21 protein-coding genes are annotated in these 19,768 nt (G+C 71.1%); 11 read left to right on the top strand and 10 right to left on the bottom strand.

All coding sequences use genetic code 11. The features are described 5' to 3' along the window. Positions 1 to 77 precede the first annotated feature (77 nt). Both QIY60_RS28935 and QIY60_RS28930 read left to right on the top strand, forming a co-directional pair. Entirely contained in the window at positions 78 to 1,334 is a 1,257-nt protein-coding gene (locus QIY60_RS28935) for a hypothetical protein (RefSeq protein WP_283145114.1), read from the top strand. A 41-nt stretch (positions 1,335 to 1,375) separates the two neighbouring features. Next, complete coding sequence (locus tag QIY60_RS28930; protein ID WP_283145113.1) at positions 1,376 to 1,840, top strand: hypothetical protein; 465 nt, start codon at positions 1,376 to 1,378, stop codon at positions 1,838 to 1,840. A gap of 66 nt (positions 1,841 to 1,906) precedes the next feature. Here the strand turns inward: QIY60_RS28930 and QIY60_RS28925 are convergent, their stop codons facing one another. Both QIY60_RS28925 and QIY60_RS28920 read right to left on the bottom strand, forming a co-directional pair. Beyond that, positions 1,907 to 2,341: an NUDIX domain-containing protein gene (locus QIY60_RS28925; protein ID WP_283145112.1), complete on the bottom strand. Its 435-nt coding sequence runs from the start codon at positions 2,339 to 2,341 to the stop codon at positions 1,907 to 1,909. Between the two features lie 79 nt (positions 2,342 to 2,420). Continuing rightward, positions 2,421 to 3,062, bottom strand: coding sequence for a MerR family transcriptional regulator (locus QIY60_RS28920; protein ID WP_283145111.1), 642 nt, complete (start codon positions 3,060 to 3,062; stop codon positions 2,421 to 2,423). A gap of 86 nt (positions 3,063 to 3,148) precedes the next feature. On the opposite strand from QIY60_RS28920, the gene QIY60_RS28915 reads away from it, so the two are divergent. Next, positions 3,149 to 3,679 (top strand): DUF4188 domain-containing protein, encoded by a 531-nt coding sequence (locus QIY60_RS28915; protein WP_283145110.1) that lies wholly within the window; start codon positions 3,149 to 3,151, stop codon positions 3,677 to 3,679. A gap of 13 nt (positions 3,680 to 3,692) precedes the next feature. On the opposite strand, the gene QIY60_RS28910 is transcribed toward QIY60_RS28915, so the two are convergent. Together QIY60_RS28910 and QIY60_RS28905 are read right to left on the bottom strand one after the other, a co-directional pair. Further along, complete coding sequence (locus QIY60_RS28910; RefSeq protein ID WP_283145109.1) at positions 3,693 to 4,592, bottom strand: aminoglycoside phosphotransferase family protein; 900 nt, start codon at positions 4,590 to 4,592, stop codon at positions 3,693 to 3,695. Positions 4,593 to 4,652: 60 nt separating this feature from the next. Further along, the gene (locus QIY60_RS28905) at positions 4,653 to 5,339 is read right to left on the bottom strand and encodes a GNAT family protein (protein ID WP_283145108.1); all 687 of its coding nucleotides are present in this window, start codon (positions 5,337 to 5,339) and stop codon (positions 4,653 to 4,655) included. A 360-nt stretch (positions 5,340 to 5,699) separates the two neighbouring features. Between QIY60_RS28905 and QIY60_RS28900 the strand changes: the two genes are divergently transcribed. The 4 genes from QIY60_RS28900 (at position 5,700) to QIY60_RS28885 (ending at position 9,029) form a co-directional block, all read left to right on the top strand. Beyond that, positions 5,700 to 6,371: an HAD family phosphatase gene (locus QIY60_RS28900; protein WP_283145107.1), complete on the top strand. Its 672-nt coding sequence runs from the start codon at positions 5,700 to 5,702 to the stop codon at positions 6,369 to 6,371. Positions 6,372 to 6,414: 43 nt separating this feature from the next. Continuing rightward, on the top strand, positions 6,415 to 7,353 hold the full coding sequence (locus QIY60_RS28895; RefSeq protein WP_283145106.1) for a GDSL-type esterase/lipase family protein: 939 nt from the start codon (positions 6,415 to 6,417) through the stop codon (positions 7,351 to 7,353). 193 nt (positions 7,354 to 7,546) lie between these two features. Next, positions 7,547 to 8,368, top strand: coding sequence for an ATP nucleotide 3'-pyrophosphokinase (locus QIY60_RS28890; RefSeq protein WP_283145105.1), 822 nt, complete (start codon positions 7,547 to 7,549; stop codon positions 8,366 to 8,368). Positions 8,369 to 8,450: 82 nt separating this feature from the next. Beyond that, entirely contained in the window at positions 8,451 to 9,029 is a 579-nt protein-coding gene (locus tag QIY60_RS28885; protein ID WP_283145104.1) for a dienelactone hydrolase family protein, read from the top strand. Here QIY60_RS28885 and QIY60_RS28880 read toward each other — a convergent pair. From QIY60_RS28880 to QIY60_RS28870, 3 genes are read right to left on the bottom strand one after another with little or no spacing between them, the layout of a single operon-like run. After that, the gene (locus QIY60_RS28880; RefSeq protein ID WP_283145103.1) at positions 9,026 to 9,877 is read right to left on the bottom strand and encodes a hypothetical protein; all 852 of its coding nucleotides are present in this window, start codon (positions 9,875 to 9,877) and stop codon (positions 9,026 to 9,028) included. The genes QIY60_RS28885 and QIY60_RS28880 overlap by 4 nt on opposite strands. Next, complete coding sequence (locus tag QIY60_RS28875; protein ID WP_349253962.1) at positions 9,861 to 10,451, bottom strand: sigma-70 family RNA polymerase sigma factor; 591 nt, start codon at positions 10,449 to 10,451, stop codon at positions 9,861 to 9,863. Before QIY60_RS28875 ends, QIY60_RS28880 begins: the two co-directional genes overlap by 17 nt. Next, positions 10,448 to 10,603 carry a hypothetical protein gene (locus QIY60_RS28870; protein WP_283145102.1) on the bottom strand — a complete coding sequence of 52 codons (156 nt, stop codon included), beginning with the start codon at positions 10,601 to 10,603 and terminating at the stop codon, positions 10,448 to 10,450. Before QIY60_RS28870 ends, QIY60_RS28875 begins: the two co-directional genes overlap by 4 nt. A 510-nt stretch (positions 10,604 to 11,113) precedes the next feature. On the opposite strand from QIY60_RS28870, the gene QIY60_RS28865 reads away from it, so the two are divergent. The 3 genes from QIY60_RS28865 to QIY60_RS28855 all read left to right on the top strand — a co-directional run bounded on the left by QIY60_RS28865 (position 11,114) and on the right by QIY60_RS28855 (position 14,176). Then, positions 11,114 to 12,280 carry a phospholipase D-like domain-containing protein gene (locus QIY60_RS28865; RefSeq protein WP_283145101.1) on the top strand — a complete coding sequence of 389 codons (1,167 nt, stop codon included), beginning with the start codon at positions 11,114 to 11,116 and terminating at the stop codon, positions 12,278 to 12,280. A gap of 118 nt (positions 12,281 to 12,398) precedes the next feature. Continuing rightward, positions 12,399 to 13,667, top strand: coding sequence for a hypothetical protein (locus QIY60_RS28860; protein ID WP_283145100.1), 1,269 nt, complete (start codon positions 12,399 to 12,401; stop codon positions 13,665 to 13,667). Between the two features lie 59 nt (positions 13,668 to 13,726). Next, positions 13,727 to 14,176, top strand: coding sequence for a hypothetical protein (locus tag QIY60_RS28855; RefSeq protein ID WP_283145099.1), 450 nt, complete (start codon positions 13,727 to 13,729; stop codon positions 14,174 to 14,176). A gap of 51 nt (positions 14,177 to 14,227) precedes the next feature. On the opposite strand, the gene QIY60_RS28850 is transcribed toward QIY60_RS28855, so the two are convergent. Together QIY60_RS28850 and QIY60_RS28845 are read right to left on the bottom strand one after the other, a co-directional pair. Next, positions 14,228 to 15,040 carry a hypothetical protein gene (locus QIY60_RS28850; protein ID WP_283145098.1) on the bottom strand — a complete coding sequence of 271 codons (813 nt, stop codon included), beginning with the start codon at positions 15,038 to 15,040 and terminating at the stop codon, positions 14,228 to 14,230. A 97-nt stretch (positions 15,041 to 15,137) separates the two neighbouring features. Then, positions 15,138 to 16,286, bottom strand: a complete 1,149-nt coding sequence (locus QIY60_RS28845) for a citrate synthase (protein WP_283145097.1) — start codon at positions 16,284 to 16,286, stop codon at positions 15,138 to 15,140. A 101-nt stretch (positions 16,287 to 16,387) separates the two neighbouring features. Here QIY60_RS28845 and QIY60_RS28840 point away from each other — a divergent pair, with 101 nt between their 5' ends. Further along, positions 16,388 to 17,611, top strand: a complete 1,224-nt coding sequence (locus tag QIY60_RS28840; RefSeq protein WP_283145096.1) for a citrate synthase — start codon at positions 16,388 to 16,390, stop codon at positions 17,609 to 17,611. 25 nt (positions 17,612 to 17,636) lie between these two features. Here the strand turns inward: QIY60_RS28840 and QIY60_RS28835 are convergent, their stop codons facing one another. Further along, a complete protein-coding gene (locus tag QIY60_RS28835; protein ID WP_283145095.1) occupies positions 17,637 to 19,487 on the bottom strand; it encodes a M1 family aminopeptidase in 1,851 nt (616 codons plus the stop codon). Positions 19,488 to 19,768 lie beyond the last annotated feature (281 nt).

Below are 19,768 nucleotides of genomic sequence, written 5' to 3'. Positions count from 1 at the left end.
CTGGTCGTTTCCCGGTGTGGCACATGCGTACGATCTCGGTCGGTGGGGCCGGATCGCGCCCCACAGAAGGGGAATCCATGGCCATTACCGACATAAACGGGATCAACTTGTCCGGAGTGACCGGCAAGCTCATCCAGACCGTGCCGTTGACGAAGAACCCCGCTCCGCAGGCGATCGCTTCCGACCCGGTGAACGGGCACGTCTTCGTGCTCCAGATGGAGAGCGCCGCCAAGACGCCGCTCGGGAACATGTATCTCAACCGCATCGACCGGAACACCGGGCGGCTGACGGGCAGCATGTACCTCACGGGCTTCGGGCACGGGATCTCGATGGGGGCCGAGCCGGTCGGGGCCGACACCTACCTGTGGACCGAGGTCGGACCGGTCTACCCCAATGACGGTGTCAGCAACGCCTTCGGTACGGCCGTCACCCGGTTCCCCTTCGTCGACGGGGCCACCCTCGACCAGGCCGACGTGCCCGCCGCGAAGAAGTTCTGCCCGCCGGGCGGACGGAGCACCGGCCCGTCGGTGGACCTCGCCGACAACACCCTGACGATCGTCTACTTCAAGGGCACTGTGCGGTGCTTCACCCGCTACGACCTGGCCAAGGCGGCGCAGGGCGAGTGGGTGGAGGTGGGCAGCACCTTCGAGATGCCGGCGGGCGCGGAATCGGGACTCACCTTCCAGGGGTACACCGCCCTCAACGGCGTCCTGTACGTCTACCAGTGGAAGAAGGACCCGGTCACGACCTACCCGGGGACCGCCTACATCACGTCGTACTCCCTGGACTCGAAGACGAAGCTCGACTCGCAGGTGGTCACCGGCGCCGACGGTCTGGAGCGGCGCGAGCCGGAGGGGCTGGCCGTCGAGGTGGACCCGAAGACCGGTGAGACCCGGCTGCTGTTCGGCTTCAGCGACACCGTCCCCGGCACCACCGGGCGGCGCAACGTCACCGTCGGCTGGTACCCGACGCAGCCCGCGGTCGACGGGGTGAAGGTGCTGTCCGACTGGGAGAACCTCACCCTCGCCACCGGGGTCAAGGCGGGCGCCGAGGCTCCGCGCGGCCGACTGGTCGCCCTCGCGGACACCACGTATCTCCAACTGCGCGGCACTCTCACGTGCAGCCTCACCGGTGACGCCCTGATCGCGACGCTGCCGCAGCGGCTCTGGCCCACGCGGCCCGTGCGGCAGAACGCGCCGCGCAACATGTACTACGGGGTGGGGGTGTGCCGGGTCGAGGCGAACAAGCTCGGCGAGCTGTGGGCGTTCGGCGCCACCGCGGACAACGCCATCTCCTGGATCGACCTCGACTGCGTCTCGGCCGCCTGGCGATGACGGCACACCCCCACCACCTCTCGCGATCCGGAGGATCGACCATGCCCTCGCGCACCACCAGCCGCCGCTCCCTGCTCGCCACGGCCCTCGCGGTGCCCACCGCGGCCGTCGGTGTGCCGCTGCTCACCGCCTCGCCCGCCGCCGCGGCCCCGACCGGGGTCCAGGTCGTCGTGGACTGGACGGCCATCGCGCTGGCCACGGGCGTCTCCGCGGGCGCGGACACACCCGCGCAGGCACGGGTGGTGAGCATCGCGGGCACCGAGTTCCTCCAGCTGCGCTCCGTGCTCACCTGCAACTTCACCGGCGACTCGCAGCTGGGCACCCTCCCCGCGGCCATCCGCCCGCCGAAGACGACCCGCGGTGTCTGCCCGCGCAACAACCACCTCGGCGTCAACGCCACCCGCGTGGAGGCCGACACGGCGGGCCGCGTCATGGTCTACGGCCCGCAGACCACGGACCCGGTCACCTGGATCCAGCTCGACAACTTCTCGTCGGTGCTGCGCTGACGGAAACGGGGTGGGGCAGGTTCGGTCGCCCCACCCCGCCCGGAGGAACACCGTGCCAGGAGGCGGTCAAACGCCCCGGTCGGCGAGCATGCGCAGCCCGTCGACGGCGGCCGGGGAAAGCATCGGGTCCCGTAGCTCCGACAGCGCGATCCATTGCACCGCGTCGGTGGAGCCGTCGGGCTCGACGACCTCCACCACACCGTCCTTCTTGAGCTCAACGGCATAGAACAACCCGGTCAACTGCCAGTCCACCCCGCCCCGGCTGACCGCATACGTCCGTGCGTCGACCAACCGCGCACCGGCGAGCTCGCGTCCCGTTTCTTCGCGGAGTTCGCGCGCGAGGGCCTCCACCGGCTGCTCGCCCGGGTCGATCCCACCACCCGGCAGGTGCCACAGCCCCGGCGCGAAGACCGGTGACGACTCCGAAAGCCGGGCCAGCAGCAACCGCCCCTCCTCCACCACGAGCGCGTACGCGGAGACACGAATCCGCACCTCGGCCATCAACCTTCTCCCCCTCAGCCGGACCGACCAACAACTCGGGGAACTCTAACCATCGGCCCGCGTGACGCACGCGGCGGCTCTACAACCCGTACCGCCGGGCCGACTCCTCCTCCTGGGCCAGGCGGTGGAGCGCCCGCAGTGCCGGTTCGAAGAGGATCGTGGCCGCCACGGCGCTCTCGGCCTTCTCCGCGTCGGTGGGCTGGGTCTCCACGAAGTCCAGGTCGCGGACGGCCACTTGGTGCATCAGTTCGGCGTACGGTTCCATCAGATCGGCGTCCCAGGTGAAGCCGAGCCGTCTGAGCGTGGCCACCGCGACCACCAGCGCACGGTGGTCGGGGGACAGGCTGCCCAGCTCCCGGGCGGTCGTCCACCCCAGGTTCCCGAGCAGCCGGTCGACCTCCTGACGGGCGGCGATCACGAACTCGTCCGAGTCGTCCGGATCGGGCCCGTGCGGCAGGGCCCACATCGCGGCGCCCAGGCGGATCGTCCGGCCCAGCGAGTCGTCGTCGACGTGCCCGAGCACTTCCTTGGCCGTCGCCACCGGAAGCCGTCCGACCTCGATCAACGCACGTACGAGACGCAGTCGGCGCAGATGGCTCTCGTCGTAGTCGGCCGTGGTCGCGCCGACCTTCCGGCCCGGCGCCAGCATGCCCTGCCGCAAGTAGTACTTGATCATCGACGTGGAGACGCCGCTCCGCTCGCTCAATTCGGCCAGTCGCATCCCTTGCACCTCTCCTCGGACAACGCCATTATCCAATGGACAACACATGGATAACTCCGTTATCCAACGGGGGTTTTGGAGGCAACATGTTCGCCAAGCCGATCCTGGGCCGCACCACGGCGGCCGTCGAGGGGGACGCGGTGGTCCTGCTGATCGGAATGCGGATCAACCACTTCTGGGCGGTGCACCAGTGGTTTCCGGTGGCCCTGTCCATGTTCCGGCAGCTCAACGAACTGGCCAGGGACGGGAGCCGCGGTCTGCTCGGCCGCGTGCTGCTGACGGCGTCGCCGCGTACGTACTACGTGGTCCAGTACTGGGAGTCGAAGGAGAAGCTGTACGCGTACGCCCACGCGCCCGAGCTGCTGCACCACCGCGCGTGGGCGATCCTCAACGGCAAGGAGCGCAAGGGGAAGATGCGCGGGCACGTAGGGTTGTGGCACGAGGCGTACATCGTGCCCGAGGGGTCGTACGAGTGCATATACGCCGACATGCCGCCCTTCGGGCTGGCCGCGGCGACCGGGGTGCTGCCGCTGGAGAGCCGGGGGCGGCGTGCGGCGGACCGTCTGGCGCACCGGAGCGGCAAGGCCGCCAACACGGCTTCTGCGCCTCGGAGTTGATGGAGTCCGCAGCTCAGCCCTCTCCGAGCACCGCCCGGATCACGTGCCGGGCGTTGTTCGCCATCGCCGGGTTGGTCTTCCGGTAGTAGGGCAGGGCGATCAGCGCCTGCGAGAGCGTCCGTCCCCGGCCGCGGACCCAGGTGGCGTCGTCGACGCCGAGCGCGTCACGGAAGACCTTCCGCGCGTCGGCGGGCAGCAGGTTCCAGGCGGGGAAGAGGTCGCAGGCGGGGTCGCCCACCCCCATGCACCCGAAGTCGATCACCGAGGTCAGCCTGCCGCCGTCCACGAGCAGATTGCCCGGCATCAGATCGGCGTGCAGCCACACCGGCTGCCCGTCCCAGACCGGGGCACGCAGCGCGTCCTCCCATACGGCGACCGCGGCATCGCAGTCGACGCCCTCCTGCGGAACGCCGCGCAGTTCCTCGATCGCCGCACGGGTCGACGTGTCGAGCGAGGCGACCGGCCCGCCTCGGTAGGCGGGCGGCGCCTCCGGCAGGGTGAGGCTCCGCATCGCCGCCACGAACCCGGCCAGATCCCTGGCCAGCAGCACGGGTTCGCTCAGCGCCCCCGCCTCGGGGTTCTCCCCCGCCAGCCACCGGTACACCGACCAGGCCCACGGATACCCCTCGGCCGGCTCCCCGGCGCCGAGCACCTCGGGGACGGGCGTGGGCAGCAGCGGCGCCAGGCGGGGCAGCCACTCCTGCTCCATCGCCACGTCCACGGCTCCGCCCCGCACCAGCGGCAGTCGTACGACCATGCTGTCGCCCAGCCGGTACATGGCGTTGACCGTCCCACCGGACGGAAAACGCACCACCGGCAGCCCCGCCCACTGGGGGAACTGCCCGGCGACCAACCGCCGTACCAGTGCGTCGTCGATGGGGTGCAGGCCGGGATGCATCTGCCCTGTGCTCATGGGCCACCATCCGACCGCCGGACGGTGGTGGGCGTCAAACCATTTCCGCAGCGCTTCCCCTCACGCCGGGACGAGCGAGCGCATGCCCGTCGCCTTCGGGCGCGCCGCACCAACCCTCTGTTCGAGCTGCTCCCGCACCCGTGGCCACTCCTCGTCGAGGATCGAGTAGAAGGCCGTACTGCGGACCATGCCGTCCAGACCACGGGAGTGTGCCCGGTGTACGCCGTCGAGGGCCGCGCCGAGGCGTTCGATCGCGGCGCGCGAGCGCAGGTTGCGGGCGTCGGCGCGCAGGGAGACGCGCCGGACGCCCCAGGTCTCGAAGGCGTGCCGCAGCATCAACAGCTTGGCCTCGGTGTTGATGCCGGTGCCCTGGGCGCACGCGGAGAGCCAGGTGCCGCCGATCTCCGCCGCGTCGGGGATGGCGGTGCGCACGGGACCCAGCGGGCCGCGCGGGACCGGCGGCCAGAGCACCGGCCCCTGCCAGTAGTCCAACTCGCAGAAGCGCGTCGAGCCCACGACCCGACCGTCCGCGACCCGCACCGTGGCGAACGGCAGCGCGCGCCCCGCCGCCCGGGCCGCCAGCGCGTCGGCGACGTACCGCTCCGCCGCCTCCACCCCACAGGGCACGGGCGTGAAGGCATAGCTGCTGCGGTCCTCGGCGGCGGCTCGCACCAGGGCCACGACATGACGTTCGGCGAGCGGCTCGAGCCGGATGGTGCGGCCGCGGAGGGTGACGGTTTCGGGCACGGGCCTTGCGTCCTTGAGCGAAGGGGCGGGGTGGGTGACGAGCCCCGGTCGACGGCACGGCGGACGGGTCGTCGTCACCGTTGCGCGCGGGATGTGGATCAGTGTGTGCCCCGGGTGGCGCCGCGCGGGGGGCCGGCACGTTAAGGAATACCGACGTGAGGGTGAAAGGGGGGTGGTGGGCGGGACCACGAGCCGAATGTCGCAACTGCATGAGACTCCGCCTCGGCCCTCAACAGGACTGTCACAGACCCTGAGGTTGCTTGACCCGGCCCAGGGGCGCCGGTCAACAGTGTGTGTGAAGGGCAGAGGCACGTGAGGGGACTGTGCCGTGTGCCCACACGACGAATGAGGGGGACCCTGATGGACTCGCGCTGCGTCATTCTCGACATCGGCGGCGTCCTGGAGATCACCCCGGATACAGGGTGGGTGCCACGCTGGGAAGAGCGGCTGGGGCTGCCTCCCGGCACGGTGGAGGAGCGCCTGGAAGACGTCTGGCAGGCGGGAAGCATCGGGGCCATCGCCGAGCGCGAGGTGCACGAGCAGGTCGCACGCCGCCTGCGCCTGGACGCACCGTCCACTGCGGCCTTCATGGGCGACCTGTGGGCCGAGTACCTGGGCACGCCGAACGAGGAGCTGATCGCGTACGTGCGCACGCTGCGCCGACGCTGCCGCCTGGGCATCCTGAGCAACAGCTTCGTCGGCGCGCGCGAACGGGAAACCGAGCTGTACCGCTTCGACGAGCTGGTGGAGCAGATCGTCTACTCGCACGAGATCGGCGTCTCCAAGCCCGACCCGCAGTCCTTCGCGGTGACGTGCGCCCGCTTGGGGGTGCGACCGCAGGACTGCCTCTTCATCGACGACTTCGCACCCAACATCGAGGCCGCCCAGGAAGCCGGGATGCACGGACACCTCTTCGAAGACAACGCGCGCGCCACCGCCCGTATCGAGACCCACCTGGCCGGTCAGCCTTCGGCCGCCGACCGCGCGGGGCGGAGCGGGAGCGCCGGAACCTACGGGCGTGGCGCCCGTTAGGGTGATGTTGATCAACCCTTCAAGAAAGGCCCCGCACCCCAAAGTGACCGCCTCACGCCCTCACGCCCTCTTCTCCTTCGGCACGCTGATGGACGAGCGGGTCCAGACCGCCCTCTTCGGCCGGGCCGTGCCCACTTCCGCGGCATCGCTCTCCGGCTACACGACCAGGCCCATCGCCATCACCGACGAGTCCGTGATCGCCACCAGCGGTCTGGACGTACACCTGACGCTGGAGCGCAAGTACGGCTCCGCGGTCGAAGGCGCCGTGCTGCGTCTCACCGACCAGGACCTCGCCGCGGCCGACGCGTACGAAGTCGACGACTACGTCCGCCGGCGGGTGCGCCTCTCCTCCGGGGAGAGCGCCTGGGCCTACCTCGACGCGAAGCCGCTGCGCCCGGCGGCGCGGATCGTGATCGTGGGCGACAGCATCGCGTACGGGCGCTGCGATCCGCGGGGAGGATGGGCGGCCCGGCTGGCGGCCGGCCACATCGCCGGGAACGAGGCCGAGCACCGGGTCTTCAACCTGGCCATCCCGGGCAGCACCCTGGCCGAGGTCAGCGAGCAGACACCGGCGCTGCTGGCCCCTCGCCTGCCCGACACCCTTCTCGTCGCCGCCGGGATCAACGACTCGGCCCAGCCCCTCTCGCCCTCAGAGCCTCCTCGCGACGGACTCGCGCGCATCGCGGACGGTCTCAGCTCACTCGCCGCCACCGCCCTCGCGCACAACGCGCGCCTCGTCGTCGTGGGCCCGAGCTGGCTCGACGAAGAGCGCACCCGGGACTACGGAGGCCTGCTCTTCACCGAGGCCCGGGCGCTGGCCCTGCGCGAGTCCATACGGACCTGGTGCCAGGAGAACCACATCGACTTCCTCGACATGTGGGAGCCGTTGCACGGGAAGACCGACCTGCTCGTCGACGGTCTGCACCCGGCGGCCGACGGGCACGAGGCGCTCCACCAGCACCTCACCGCTCTCGGCCGCTGAGCCCGGCGGCTGGGCGCACATACGGAATCACGCCTTCCTGCGGTGTGATCAGGACAGCATTCGCCCGGCCGGGGCCCAGGCGACAACTCGCCGCCGGTTCCTCCTGTTGGGTCTCTCGTCAGAGACAGTCCGCTGCCCGGGGCTCTCCCCCGGGCAGCGGACGTCGCCGCCGAGAGAGGAACACCAGGCACCGATGAACATCAGTCGTACCGTCTCACGGGCCGCGACCGCCGCCGCACTGGCCGCCGCGCTGAGCGTGGGCGCGATCCAGAGCGCGACCGCAGCTCCCCCGGTCGAGCGCGCGGGCACGGCCCGCACCGTCAACGCCCCCGTATTCAAGGAGTCGCTGGACGACGGCGGTTGGACGGGGGACGGGCTGTCGCTCAATGCCGCCGACAACGCCAAGGTCGACGCCTTCATCGACCGGGCCAAGAAGGCCGAGCGTTCCATCAGCCCCCAGGTGAGGACGGCCGCCTTCATCAGCGGCGCCGAACTCATCGGGTTCGACCACCGCCTCAAGTCGGCGGACTCGCTCAAGCGCAAGGTCGCCACCTCGCTGCTGGACCACCCGGGGCAGGAGGTGAACGACGCGCTGGCCGGCATCAGCGACTCGGTGCGCTACACGCTCCAGTGGCCCGACGGCCGCTACACCGAGGGCGTCGCGCTCGCCGCCTCCGTGCTGTCCACCTGGGGCAACGGCAACACCAAGTGGTCCAACACCTGGGGCCGCGCCAAGGGCTACAAGGCCATCAACTCGGCTTGGCGGGCACCTCGTTCGGAGCACCTCTTCGAGGTGCAGTTCCACACCCCGGCGAGCAAGTACGCCCAGGAGGCCACGCACAAGTTGTACGAGGAGCAGCGCCTCCCGAGCACGACCCCCGAGCGGGCCAAGGAGCTCCAGGCGCAGCAGGACGCGATCTTCGCCGCGGTCCCGGTTCCGCCGGGAGCCGACCGCCTGACCGCTCCGGCGCCCCGCGTGCCCCGGCCGTCCTTGCGGCCTCAGCCCGTCGGCTGATCCGGCCGACCTCGATTGTCAGTGCCTGCGGCAATACTCGATGCCATGGAGCCGCCCGGGTTCCGTGCGGGAAAGGACAAACATGGCCGAGGTATTGCTGTTCCACCACGCGCAGGGCCTGACCTCCGGCGTCCGTGCCTTCGCGGAGACGCTGAGAGCGGCGGGCCACACCGTCCACGTCCCGGATCTGTACGAGGGACGGGTCTTCGACGACCTGGAGGACGGTGTGGCCCACGTGCAGGAGACGGGGTTCGGCACGATCATCGAGCGGGGGCGGGCGGCCGCCGACGAGCTGCCCGCCGAACTGGTCTACGCGGGCTTCTCCCTCGGCGTGCTGCCCGCGCAGTCCCTCGCCCAGACGAGGCCCGGCGCGAAGGGCGCGCTGCTGTTCCACTCCTGCGTCCCGGTCACGGAGTTCGGCGACGCGTGGCCGCAGGGGGTTCCGGTCCAGATCCACGGGATGGACGGGGACGCGTTCTTCGTGGAGGAGGGTGACATCGAGGCGGCCCGGGCCCTGGTGGAGTCGGCTCCGGACGCCGAACTGTTCGTCTACCCCGGCAAGCAGCACCTGTTCGCCGACGACAGCTTGCCCTCGTACACCGAGGAGGCGGCCGCGCTGCTCACCCAGCGCGTGCTCGCCTTCCTCGACGGCGTCGGCTAGGGCCTGCCCGAAGGGCCCTGCCGCCACGGCTCCCCCGTGTCCACCCGCCATCCCCTCGTGAAGGACGTCGGGCGGCCGTGGGTAGGGCGTTCCGGTAGGGGGGCCGGGGTGCGGCCGGGGGGTGTGCGGGGGGAGCCGGTGGTGGCCGCGTGGGTGGTCAGGGCCGTGATGTGGTCGGTGAAGTCGGGGTCGGGCAGGGGCAGGTCGAGGTCGTCGTCGACGTACGAGAGCGCGGCGGGTATGTAGTCGAGGACGGCGTGGACCAGGTCGGGCACCGGCAGCGGTCCGGTTCGCAGGGCGCGCAGGATGCGCAGCGTGGTGGTCAGGTCCACGTTCGCGACGGTCGCGCCGTGGGCGCTGAGGGTGTCGGTCTGGGTGTGCCACCAGTCGGCCTCGGGGTGTTCGCCCAGGGCGCGGTGGTGCAGGCCGAGGCAGAACGTGGCGGGCGCGTCGCCCGCGCCGGCCGCGTACTGCCACCAGAACCGGGCGGATTCGGGGCGGCCGGTCAGATGCAGCATGCAGCCCAGGATGCGGGCGCCGGCCGGCTCGGGCAGCGCGCGGGCGAAGAAGAGCTTGAGGTCGTCGAGCGCGTCGGGGTGGATGACGAACATCTCGCAGACGACGGTGAGGTCCTGGGCCGCGCACACCTCGTCCAGCGGCGGTCCCGGCTCGGCCAGGAGCGCCCGCCAGGCGGACAGCGGGAAGCGGCCCGTCCGGGCCGGAACGGTGGGCGCGGGAGCGGCGACGCGGGCGGCGAGGCGCTGTTCGGCGGCATCGACGTCGGCCTCGGTGCAGGGCTGGTGGGACAGGCGGGCACGGGCGAGCACACCGTCAATGGGCGATGTCATCAGCGTGCCCCTCCTCGGTCTGCTCGGCCGCGAGACCGAGGGTGTGGCGCAGGCGGCGCTTGGCGTGGCGGGCGGTGGAGCGGACGGCGGCCGCGGTGATGCCGAGGTGGTCGCCGACCTGTGCGGGGGTCAGGCCGTGGAGGTGGAGCAGGAGCATCACGTCCATCTGCCGGGGCGGCAGCTGGCGTACCGCGTGGAAGAGGGCGAGGCTCTCCTCCAGCTGGCCGATGGGATCGGCGGTCCGGGTCAGGGCGACGGTCTCGAAGGCGGCCGCCTCCAGCAGTGCCGGGCGCCGTTTGCGGGCGCGGGCCAGGTCGAGGGTGCGACTGCGCAGCACGCTCCAGGCGTACGCGGCGGGGTTCTCCTTCGACAGGACGGCGGTCCAGATCATCAGGAGCTGTTCGAAGGCGGCGTCGACGGCTTCCTCGGCGTCCGCGCGGTGGTTGAGGATGGTCTGCGCCCAGCGCAGATAGACGGGCCGGTGCATGTGGTGGAACGCGCTGAAGTCCACCGGAAGTTGCTGGTTCGTCATCGCGGGTCTGCCCGGCGCGCGGTGCGGGAGGTCCTGGCTCACCGGTCTCCCTCTCCGTCCGTACGCAGCAACTCGCTCACACCCGTCCGTACGCCCGCGGCTGCCGCGCGCCGCAGTAACAGGGCCGCGTCGCGGCCGAACACCCGCACCGCGAGAACTGCCAGGACCACATCGCCTACCTGATCGATCGTCACGAGACTTCCGGTTCCTTCCTGGTGCACGACTGGGCCCGCCCGTCCCGCCCCCCGACGGCCCCGGAAGGCGCTGCCGCGCGCCTTCGAACAGATGACGCCCGGCGGCACCGGAATGTGCAACCGCGGACCCGTGAAAGGTCAGCGGGCACTTGCGTTCCGACGGCGAACATGCGTTTGCAGCGGTGTGCTCGCCCCTTGCCCTCACTGGTGGTGTAGACCCATCCCGCCCGACACCGGGGGCCTCACCTGCCGTTCGACCGATTCACGCAGGGCCTCGGCGCAAGATTGCGCAAACCGGCAGCAACGTGACGCCTGCGCCTCATGTGACGTAAGACACAGGGCGCATGAGGCAACCGATTTCACCCGGCACCGTCGGGGAGCCGGGCCGGGGCGGCTATCGTGCACCTGCTCACAGCAGGAACGATCTTTGCCGACCACCTTTGTCAACGACGTTTGTCGACGACCTTTTGTCGAGGAGTGAGAGACATCAGACGCATATGTGCCGCGGCGTTGCTCGCCGGGTCCCTCCTGGCCGCGTTGCTCGTCCCGTCCCCGGCCGCCGTGGCGGACCCGGCGCCGATGCCCACGACGGGCGCGGTCTTCAACGACCCGCAGGGCACGGTGGCCGAGCAGAACGCGATCAAGGACCACATCGTCGGGGCGATCGACAACACCCAGAGCGGGCGCACGCTGCGCGCCGCCATGTACGCCCTGACCGACACCGGCTACAGCGACGCGCTGATCCGCGCCCATGACCGGGGCGTGCAGGTACGGGTCGTCCTGGACCACGCGTACTCCACCTCCACGGCCGCCACTCAGCTGGCGACCGCCCTCGGCGCGGACATGGCCCAGCCGTCCTGGATCCACGTGTGCCCGAAGGACCGGGCGTGCATCGCGGACACCACGCTCGACCCGAGCAAGAACCACATCAACCACAACAAGTTCTTCCTCTTCTCCCGGGTGGGAGACGCGGGAGTCGCCGAGGACGTGGTGATCCAGACGTCCGCCAACCAGACCCCGGCGAACACCTCCCGGTTCTGGAACAACGCCTACACCTCGGTGGGCAACACCGACCTCTACACCGCGTACACGGCGTATTTCAACGACCTCGCCGCCGAGAAGCGCGACGCCGACTACTACCGGCAGGGCACCACGTCCGGGGGCGAGAAGTACTACTTCTTCCCGCAGCGGACCGGCGACCTCATGGTCGACGTGCTGAACAACGTGTCGTGCACGGGCAACACGACGGTCGGGTCCGCCTCCCACAAGACGGTCGTGCGCGTCGCCGCGTACGCCTTCACCCGCGCCGAGGTGGCGAACAAGCTGAGGCAGCTGGCCGACCAGGACTGCTGGATCGAGGTCGTTTACAACACGACGAGCCAGCTCGCGGCCCTCGGCAACCACGCGCGGATCAAGCCGTACCGGCTCCACCTCGACAACGGCACGCCCGACAGCGAGGCGGACGACCTGTTCGTGCACTCGAAGTATCTGCTGGTCGAGGGCAACTACGCGGGGCACCCGGACACCGAGTGGACCTTCACCGGATCCCACAACCTCGACGTGTCCTCCCTGAGGGAGAACGACGAGGCGCTGCTGCGCGTCGAGGGCGCCGCGACCCACGACGCCTACCGGAGCAACTTCCTCGCGATGCGCTCCAAGGCCACCCTGACCGGCTGACAAACGAGCGGCCGGAACCGGATCGGCGCACCACGGCTCCCACCACGGGAACGCCCGTGCGAAACTGTCGCCGTTCCGATCACGGCAGCACCGAAACGTGCATGAAGGAGCGGCGTCGTTGAGCGTCACCATTGAAGGACAGATAGACCTCGCGGGACCGGTGGGCAAGCTGCTGCACCGGCGCCCGCTCAAGAACAGCACCGTGATGCAGTCGTTCAACACCGATCCGGTGTCGGGCGACCTCTTCGTGCTCCAGCTGATGCAGGGCGGCCTGACCCTCAGCGGGGAGTCCGCGGCGGTCGACTACGACACCCGCAACAAGAACGGCGACATGTGCGTGACCCGCCTCAACCGGGCGGGCGCGATCACCGGATACATGTATCTGCGGGGCTTCGGCCACGGCGTCAACCTCGGCGTCGAGAACCGGGGCGGCGTCATCCGCCTGTGGACCGAGACGGCGTCGCAGCCCAACAGCAAGAACGAGGGCTTCGGCACCTCCATCACCAACTTCGACTTCCGGTCGGGGACGGTCCTGGACTACGGCTCCTCGCTGCACGCCAAGCCGTACCGCCCCACGCCGGGCGCGCTCTTCGCCACCCCCACCATCGACCGCAGCGCCAACGAGCTCGTGGTGCGGTTCTACGACGGCGGGACGCACGTCGAGCGGTACGACCTGGCCAAGGCCTCGGCGGGTGTCTTCGAGCCGCTCCAGCGCATCACGCTGCCCACGGACCTGGGCGTGTTCCAGGGATACACCTCCCACAAGGGCGTGCTGTACCTGCTCAACGGCGAGTCCAGCACCGCCACCAGGAACCCTCCGCCGGGCAACACCTACATCACCGCGATGGAGTGGGCCACCGGGAACGTCCTGGACCACCACTTCATCACCGCCGCGCCGGGGCTTGAGTGGCGCGAGCCCGAGGGCATGCACGTGGACGTGCGGGACGGCGTGACCAACCTGCACTTCGGCTTCGCCTGCGAGGACCCCGGGCCGCGCACCTGCACCATCGTGACGCTCCCGGACACCCAGGAGGTCGACGGCGTCAAGGTGCTCACCGACTGGCAGCCGATCGCCCTCGCCTCGGGCGTCACCGCCGACCAGAACCCGCCCCAGGGCCGGCTCATCAGCATCGCCGGGACCACGACGCTCCAGCTCAGCGGCGGAGTCAAGGGCACCTTCGACGGCGACGCGGTCATCGGCACGCTGCCCGACACGCTGACCCCCAGCGTGGCGGCCCGCGCCAACGTGCCGCGCAACAACAACGGCGGCTACTGCGTCGCCCGGGTCGAGGCCGGCACCGACGGCGCGCTGCGGCTGTTCGGCGGACGCGACACCAACGCCATCACCTGGGCCCAGCTCGACAGCTTCAGCGCCGTCTGGCGCTGACCGCGCCCGCAGACCTCTCCGTCATCTCGCACACGGCCTCGTCAAGGAGACCAACCACCATGTCCTACAACCGCCGCAGCATCCTCGGTGCCGCCTTCGCCGTGCCCGCCGCCGTGGCCGTCGCCAACCTCGCCGCCGCCTCCCCCGCGGCCGCCGCCGGCGTGGAGGCCGGCGACTGGGCCGACCTGGTCCTGGAGCCCGGCATCACCGCGCAGACCGGCTCGACCCCGCAGGTCCGCCTCGTCACCATCGCGGGCACCACGTTCCTGCAGGCCCGCGGCATCATCACCGGCAGCTTCGCCGCCGACACCAAGGTCGCCACGCTGCCCGCCGCCATGGCCCGGCCCACCTCGTACATCCGCGCCACCGCGCCCCGCAACAACAGCCAGGGCATCAACGCCTGCCGCTTCGAGGTGAACACCGCCGGTTCCGTGACCGTCTACGGTGCCAACTCGGGCAACCCGATCACCTGGGTCCAGTTCGACTCGGTCCAGACGATCTGGCGCTGACACGGTTGCGTGCGTCGGGACGCTCCTTGAGGGTCCCGACGCACTCCCCGCTCAGGCCCCGGCCCCGGTCTCGGCGGGAATACCGCGGCGCCGGGGCCGTCCCCGGTTCCGGCCTCGGCGCGTACGGAACCGGCCGACCCGCAGCCACTCATCGGCTTCCGGGTCCCTTGCGGCCAGCTCCGCGAGCGCCGGGTGCGGGCCCATCCGGGCCAGCCGCTCGGCGAAGGGATCCGGCAGGTCGGCGGGGGTGCGATCGCTGCCGAGCCCGACGATCTGCGCGACCAGCGCCAGGCCGGTGACGACGGCCGCGGCCCACTGGAGCGGCCCGTGGGGCACCATGTCGAACAGCCCGGCGGCGGCGAACCCGAGCTGCGCCAGGAGCAGCACCCACCCGGTGCAGCCCAGGCAGCCGATGTCGGGCGAGGAAGGCGGCCGCTGCGGCCGCAGGCGGGTGTCGAGTTCGGCGTGGAAGTACGTCCGGGCGTCGTCGAACGCGGTGTCGCGGAGCACCACGCTGCCGAGGGTGGCGGGTGCGGTGCGGCGGCGCAGCGCTGCGAGCAGGGCGTCCGGCAGCGGGTTCCCCGCGCTGCGCGCGGGATCCGCACCGGCCTCGGTGAGGCTCATGGTGCCGCGGTGGTTGACGGTGACCAGCCCGTCGAGCAGCAGCCGCGCGGCCGCCGCCTGGATGTCGTCCTCGGGCCACCACTCGTCGCGGACGGCGTAGTACGGGTCGATGTCGATCGCCGCGCAGTGCGCGACCGCCGCCCGGTACCACCGCCGCTGGCGCAGGCGGCGCATACCGAGCACCCCGTACAGCACGGCGGTGACGGGGAGTACGACGCAGGCGAGGATGACGTGGTCCACGCGCCGAGCGTAGGGACGCGGCGCGGGAGGGGGACATCCATTATTCGACTGCTCCCGGGAGGGCCAAATGCCCGGCGGGGCGGGGTACTCGTCGTGCTCAGGGCGCGGGTACGGGCTGCGGCGGGGGCGGGCCCACATAGCGGGCCGCCGGGCGGATGATCTTCGAGTCCTCCGCCTGCTCCAGGATGTTGGCGCTCCAGCCGACCACCCGGGCCGCGCAGAACGTCGGCGTGAACATCTCGCGCGGCACCCCGCACAGCTCCATGACCACGCCCGCGTAGAACTCCACGTTGGCGTGCAGCTCCCGGCCGGGCTTCAGCTCGGCGAGGATCGCCTCGACGTGCTTCTCCACCTCGACGGCGAACGCGACCAGCGGGCCGCCGATGCCCTCGGCGATGCCGCGCAGCATCCGCGAGCGCGGGTCCTCGGTGCGGTAGACGGGGTGGCCGAAGCCCATGATCCGGTCGCCCGCGAGGACCCGCTCGCGCACCCACGCGTCGATGCGGTCCGGGGAGCCGATGGCGTCGAGGGTGTCCAGGGCACGGCTGGGGGCGCCGCCGTGCAGCGGGCCGGAGAGCGCGCCGACGGCCGCGACCAGTGACGCCGCCATGTCGGCGCCGGTGGAGGCGACGACGCGGGCGGTGAAGGTGGAGGCGTTGAAGCCGTGGTCGACGGTGGAGATGAGATACCGCTCGATCGCCCGGACGCGGTCGGGCTCGGGCTCCGAACCGGTCATCATGTAGAGGTAGTTGGCCGCGTACGACAGGTCGTCGCGCGGCTCGACGGGATCGAGGCCCTGGCCAAGGCGGTACAGCGCGGTCAGCAGGGTCGGGACGGCGGCGCAGGCGGCGAGCGCGTCCTCGCGGCGCCGGTCGGCGTCGAGGTCGTAGACCGGCCGGAACCCCTGGGCGGCGCCGAGCAGGGAGAGTGCGGTGCGCAGTCCGGCGAGCGGTCCGGAGGCGGCTCCCGCCGCGGCGATGCCGGGCAGCGCGTCGGTGACCTCCCGGGGCAGATGACGCAGGGCGGCGGTGCGGGCGGTGAAGTCCGCGCGGGCGGCGGCGTCGGGCAGTTCACCGTGGAACATCAGGTGCCATACGTCCTCGAAGCCGCGGGTCTGCGCGAGCTCGACGGCCGAGTACTGGCGGTAGTGGTAGAAGCCCTCGCGGCCGCGGACGTCCCCGAGTGCGGTGTCCGTGACGACGACGCCCGCGAGTCCGCGGGGTACTGCCGTGGTGGTGGTCGGCATGTCTCTTCCTCCCTCAATGTTGATTCGACTGTCTATGATTGACGAGATGGCTGTCAATATTGATTGAATCAACATTGATCGATCTTGGATACGGTGACCTCATGACGGATCAGTCGCGACTCACCACCCGCGAAGCGGCCGAACGGCTCGGTGTGAAGCCGGAGACGGTGTACGCGTATGTCAGCCGCGGCCAGCTGAGCAGCGAGCGGGCGCCCGGCGGGCGCGGCTCGACCTTCGACGCCAAGGAGGTCGACGCGCTGGCCCGGCGCAGCGCCCGCCGCGAACCCGCCGCGCGCGCCGGCGAGCTGAACTTCCGTACCGGACTGACGCTCATCGACAAGGACCGCTACTACTTCCGCGGGGTCGACGCGGTCGAGCTGGCCGGGGCGTACGGCTTTGAGGAGGTCGCGGAGTGGGTGTGGACCGGCACGCTGCCGCGCGGCGCCCGGTTCACCGCGCCCCAGCAGTTCCTCGACGCGGCGCGGCTCGCGGTCGGCGCGCTGCCCGCGCACAGCGGCACCATGGACCGGCTGCGGGTCGCCGCGGTCGCCGTCTCGGCCGCCGATCCGCTCCGCTTCGACCTCGAACCGGCGGCGGTGCTCGGCTGCGCCCGGATGCTGATCCCGACCCTGGTCGGGGCGCTGCCCCCGGCGGGCAAGCGGCACCGCGGCGCCGAGCGGCTCGCCTGGCAGCTGTGGCACCGGCTCACGCCCAGGCTCCCCGACGAGGCGTCGATCAACGTACTGGACACGGCCCTCGCCCTGTTGATCGACCATGACCTGGCCGCGTCCACCCTCGCCGCCCGGGTCGCGGCCTCGGCGCGCGCCCATCCGTACGCGGTCGTCTCGGCCGGGCTCGGCGCGCTGGACGGGCCGCTGCACGGAGCCGCCAGCGGGCTCGCGCACCAGATGCTCGCCGAGGTCCTGGAGCGCGGCGGCGCGGCCCCCGTGGTCGCCGCCCATCTGCGCTCGGGCCGCCGGGTACCGGGCCTCGGCCACCGCCTCTACCCGGGCGAGGACCCGCGCGCCCAGGCCCTGTTCAAGCTGCTCGCGGACCTTCCGCAGGCCGAGGAGGCGCTCGCCGCGGCCCACGACGTGGTCGCCACGACGGCCCGGCACACCGAGCTGCACGCCAACGTCGATCTGGCGCTCGCCGTGTTCAGCGTGGCCTGCGGTATGCCCGCCGAGGCGGGCGAGACGGTGTTCGCGGTGGCGCGCACGGCGGGCTGGATCGCGCACGCCCTGGAGGAGTACGGGGAGCACCCGCTCCGGATGCGCCCGAGCGCCCACTACACGGGCCCTCGCCCGCCACAGCCGCTGCCGTGACGGGCGAGGACGAGTGCGAAGGGTGTCAGCCGTCGATGCGGTGCTGGGTCCAGAACGACGTGAGGTCCGTGGTCGTGGCGGCCTGGGCGGCGGCCTTGAACTCGGCCGTCGTCGAGACGCCGTACCAGTGCGAAGTGGCGTAGTCCTTCAGGAGCTTGGCCATGGCGGTGTCACCGAGGACGCGCCGCAGGTCGTGCAGGGCGCACTTGCCGTAGCCGTAGACGACGGTGGAGTAGCGCGAGGAGTGGGCGTCCCAGTAGGCCATCGAGTTGGTGATCTTCTCGGCCGACGACGCCCAGGAGACGCTGTTCCAGCAGCCGCTGCCGGTCTTGTTCAGCGCCAGGTCGGTGGCGTAGTCGGTGAACGACTCGTCCAGCCAGGGGCTGGTGTACTCGTCGTCGCCGACGATGCCGTAGAACCACTGGTGGCCGATCTCGTGGGTGAGCGCGGTGGTGCTGACCAGGTCGAGGACGAAGCCGGGGTACTCCATGCCGCCGAACCAGTAGTTGTTGTCGATCACCGCGTCCAGCTCGCCGTACGGGTAGGCGCCGAAGCGCGCCGCGTGGGCGTCCACGGCGGACTTGGCGGTGCTCAGCATCGACTGGGCGTCGGAGGAGCTGATGCCCGAGACGGAGTAGATGTTGATCGCCGTCCCGGCCGGCGAGGTGCCGGAGATCTTGGTGAAGGGGCCCGCCGCCCAGGCGAAGTCACGGACCTTGGAAGCGGTCGCGGTGGTGACGGTGCGGCCGCTGGAGCCGGGGGTGTCGACCGAGGTGCCGGTGGCGGGCACCAGCAGGGAGTTCGGGTGGTCGAGGGTCACCTTGAAGTCGGCGGCCAGGGAGTAGAACGACTCGCCGTTGTTGGTGTACGGGTCCAGGTGCCAGCCGGAGCCGTCCTTGACCGCGAGGACGGGCAGGGCGTTGCCGATGTTGTTGAAGGCCCCGTCGTGGCCGAACCGGTCGGCGCCGCTGGGGACGGTGATGCCCAGGTCGAAGCCGATCGTGGCGCTCTGGCCCTGTGCGAGCGGGGTCGGCAGGGCGATCTGGAGGGCGGTGCAGCCGACCGACAGGGAGCCCGCGGTGCCGCCGGTGACGTTGGTGACCGTGATCGGCATCGCGGAGCAGGTGCCGTGGTAGTTGTCCCACAGCCTCAGGTACACCTCGCTGAGCGCGGTGGCGGAGGCGTTGGTGAAGGTCGCGCTCTCGTGGCCGGTCCAGACGGTGCCGCTCGTGTTGCTGCTGAGGTTGACGGTGTACGAGGGCGAGGCCGGCGTACGGGTGGAGTCACCCGGCGGGGTCGTGTCGCCGGACGTGTTGAGGGCGACGTCGTCGATGACGAAGCTGGTCTGGAGGCTGGAGTCCTCGGTTCCGGTGAAGGCCAGGTTCACGGTCTGGCCCGCGAAGGCCGACACGTCGAGCGACTTCTGTAGGTACCCGGTGTTCTTGTTCAGGTTCGAGTACGTCGCCAGGGTCGTGCTGCCGATCTTCGCCGTCAGCTTGTCGTACGCGATGGACGACGTGGTCTCGGCGGTGTCGATGTGCAGCCAGAAGGTGAGCGTGGCGGTGCTGCACCCGGAGGGGATCGTGACGCTCTGGGAGAGGGTGTCGGTGTGGGTGCTGCCGACGCCGTTCAGCCAGGCGAAGGTGGTGCCGCCGTGGGCGCTCTGACCGGTGCGACTGGTGATCACGCTGGTCTGCGACTGGCTCCAGGGCGAAGTCCCGCTCTCGAAGCCGCCGTTGGCGACCACCTGGGCCGGGGTGCAGGCCGCGGCCTTGGCCTGCGGTGCGGCTGCCGCCGCGGTGCCCGGGAGCGAGAAACCGGCCAGCGCGACGACGAGTGCGCTCGCCGCGAGGGCCTTGTGGGGGGTCGGTCTCACACGTAACTCCTTTGACGCGGCCGGGATCCCGGCCTGCTCGGTGGCCGCCCGGCGGCTTGGGTGCGCCGGAGGGCGGCCGCGGACTGCGCGCATCGCTCGCGCGATCGCCGCGGTGAGATTTCTGTCGCGCCTCCCCGGGGCGGTCCGGGGCGGCGGCTGCCGGAAAGCCTGGCAGATTTGACCAGGCCATGCCATCAGGGACAGGTAAAACTGTCGTCTCACCAACCCGAACTCGTACACGCCCGAACGGAGTCCGGGTCCCGGGACCGCACCGTTCGGCC

This window comes from Streptomyces sp. BPTC-684 (assembly GCF_030028635.1).
In the GTDB taxonomy this organism is placed as follows: domain Bacteria; phylum Actinomycetota; class Actinomycetes; order Streptomycetales; family Streptomycetaceae; genus Streptomyces; species Streptomyces noboritoensis.
This window is presented reverse-complemented; position numbering and strand designations above follow the sequence as displayed.

What these genes read in the sequence shown, in the direction of transcription:
- QIY60_RS28935 (WP_283145114.1), top strand. Translation starts at nt 78, where the DNA reads ATGGCCATTACCGACATAAACGGGATCAACTTGTCCGGAGTGACCGGC.
- QIY60_RS28930 (WP_283145113.1), top strand. Translation starts at nt 1,376, where the DNA reads ATGCCCTCGCGCACCACCAGCCGCCGCTCCCTGCTCGCCACGGCCCTC.
- QIY60_RS28925 (WP_283145112.1), bottom strand. Translation starts at nt 2,341, where the DNA reads ATGGCCGAGGTGCGGATTCGTGTCTCCGCGTACGCGCTCGTGGTGGAG.
- QIY60_RS28920 (WP_283145111.1), bottom strand. Translation starts at nt 3,062, where the DNA reads ATGCGACTGGCCGAATTGAGCGAGCGGAGCGGCGTCTCCACGTCGATG.
- QIY60_RS28915 (WP_283145110.1), top strand. Translation starts at nt 3,149, where the DNA reads ATGTTCGCCAAGCCGATCCTGGGCCGCACCACGGCGGCCGTCGAGGGG.
- QIY60_RS28910 (WP_283145109.1), bottom strand. Translation starts at nt 4,592, where the DNA reads ATGAGCACAGGGCAGATGCATCCCGGCCTGCACCCCATCGACGACGCA.
- QIY60_RS28900 (WP_283145107.1), top strand. Translation starts at nt 5,700, where the DNA reads ATGGACTCGCGCTGCGTCATTCTCGACATCGGCGGCGTCCTGGAGATC.
- QIY60_RS28890 (WP_283145105.1), top strand. Translation starts at nt 7,547, where the DNA reads ATGAACATCAGTCGTACCGTCTCACGGGCCGCGACCGCCGCCGCACTG.
- QIY60_RS28885 (WP_283145104.1), top strand. Translation starts at nt 8,451, where the DNA reads ATGGCCGAGGTATTGCTGTTCCACCACGCGCAGGGCCTGACCTCCGGC.
- QIY60_RS28880 (WP_283145103.1), bottom strand. Translation starts at nt 9,877, where the DNA reads ATGACATCGCCCATTGACGGTGTGCTCGCCCGTGCCCGCCTGTCCCAC.
- QIY60_RS28855 (WP_283145099.1), top strand. Translation starts at nt 13,727, where the DNA reads ATGTCCTACAACCGCCGCAGCATCCTCGGTGCCGCCTTCGCCGTGCCC.
- QIY60_RS28845 (WP_283145097.1), bottom strand. Translation starts at nt 16,286, where the DNA reads ATGCCGACCACCACCACGGCAGTACCCCGCGGACTCGCGGGCGTCGTC.
- QIY60_RS28840 (WP_283145096.1), top strand. Translation starts at nt 16,388, where the DNA reads ATGACGGATCAGTCGCGACTCACCACCCGCGAAGCGGCCGAACGGCTC.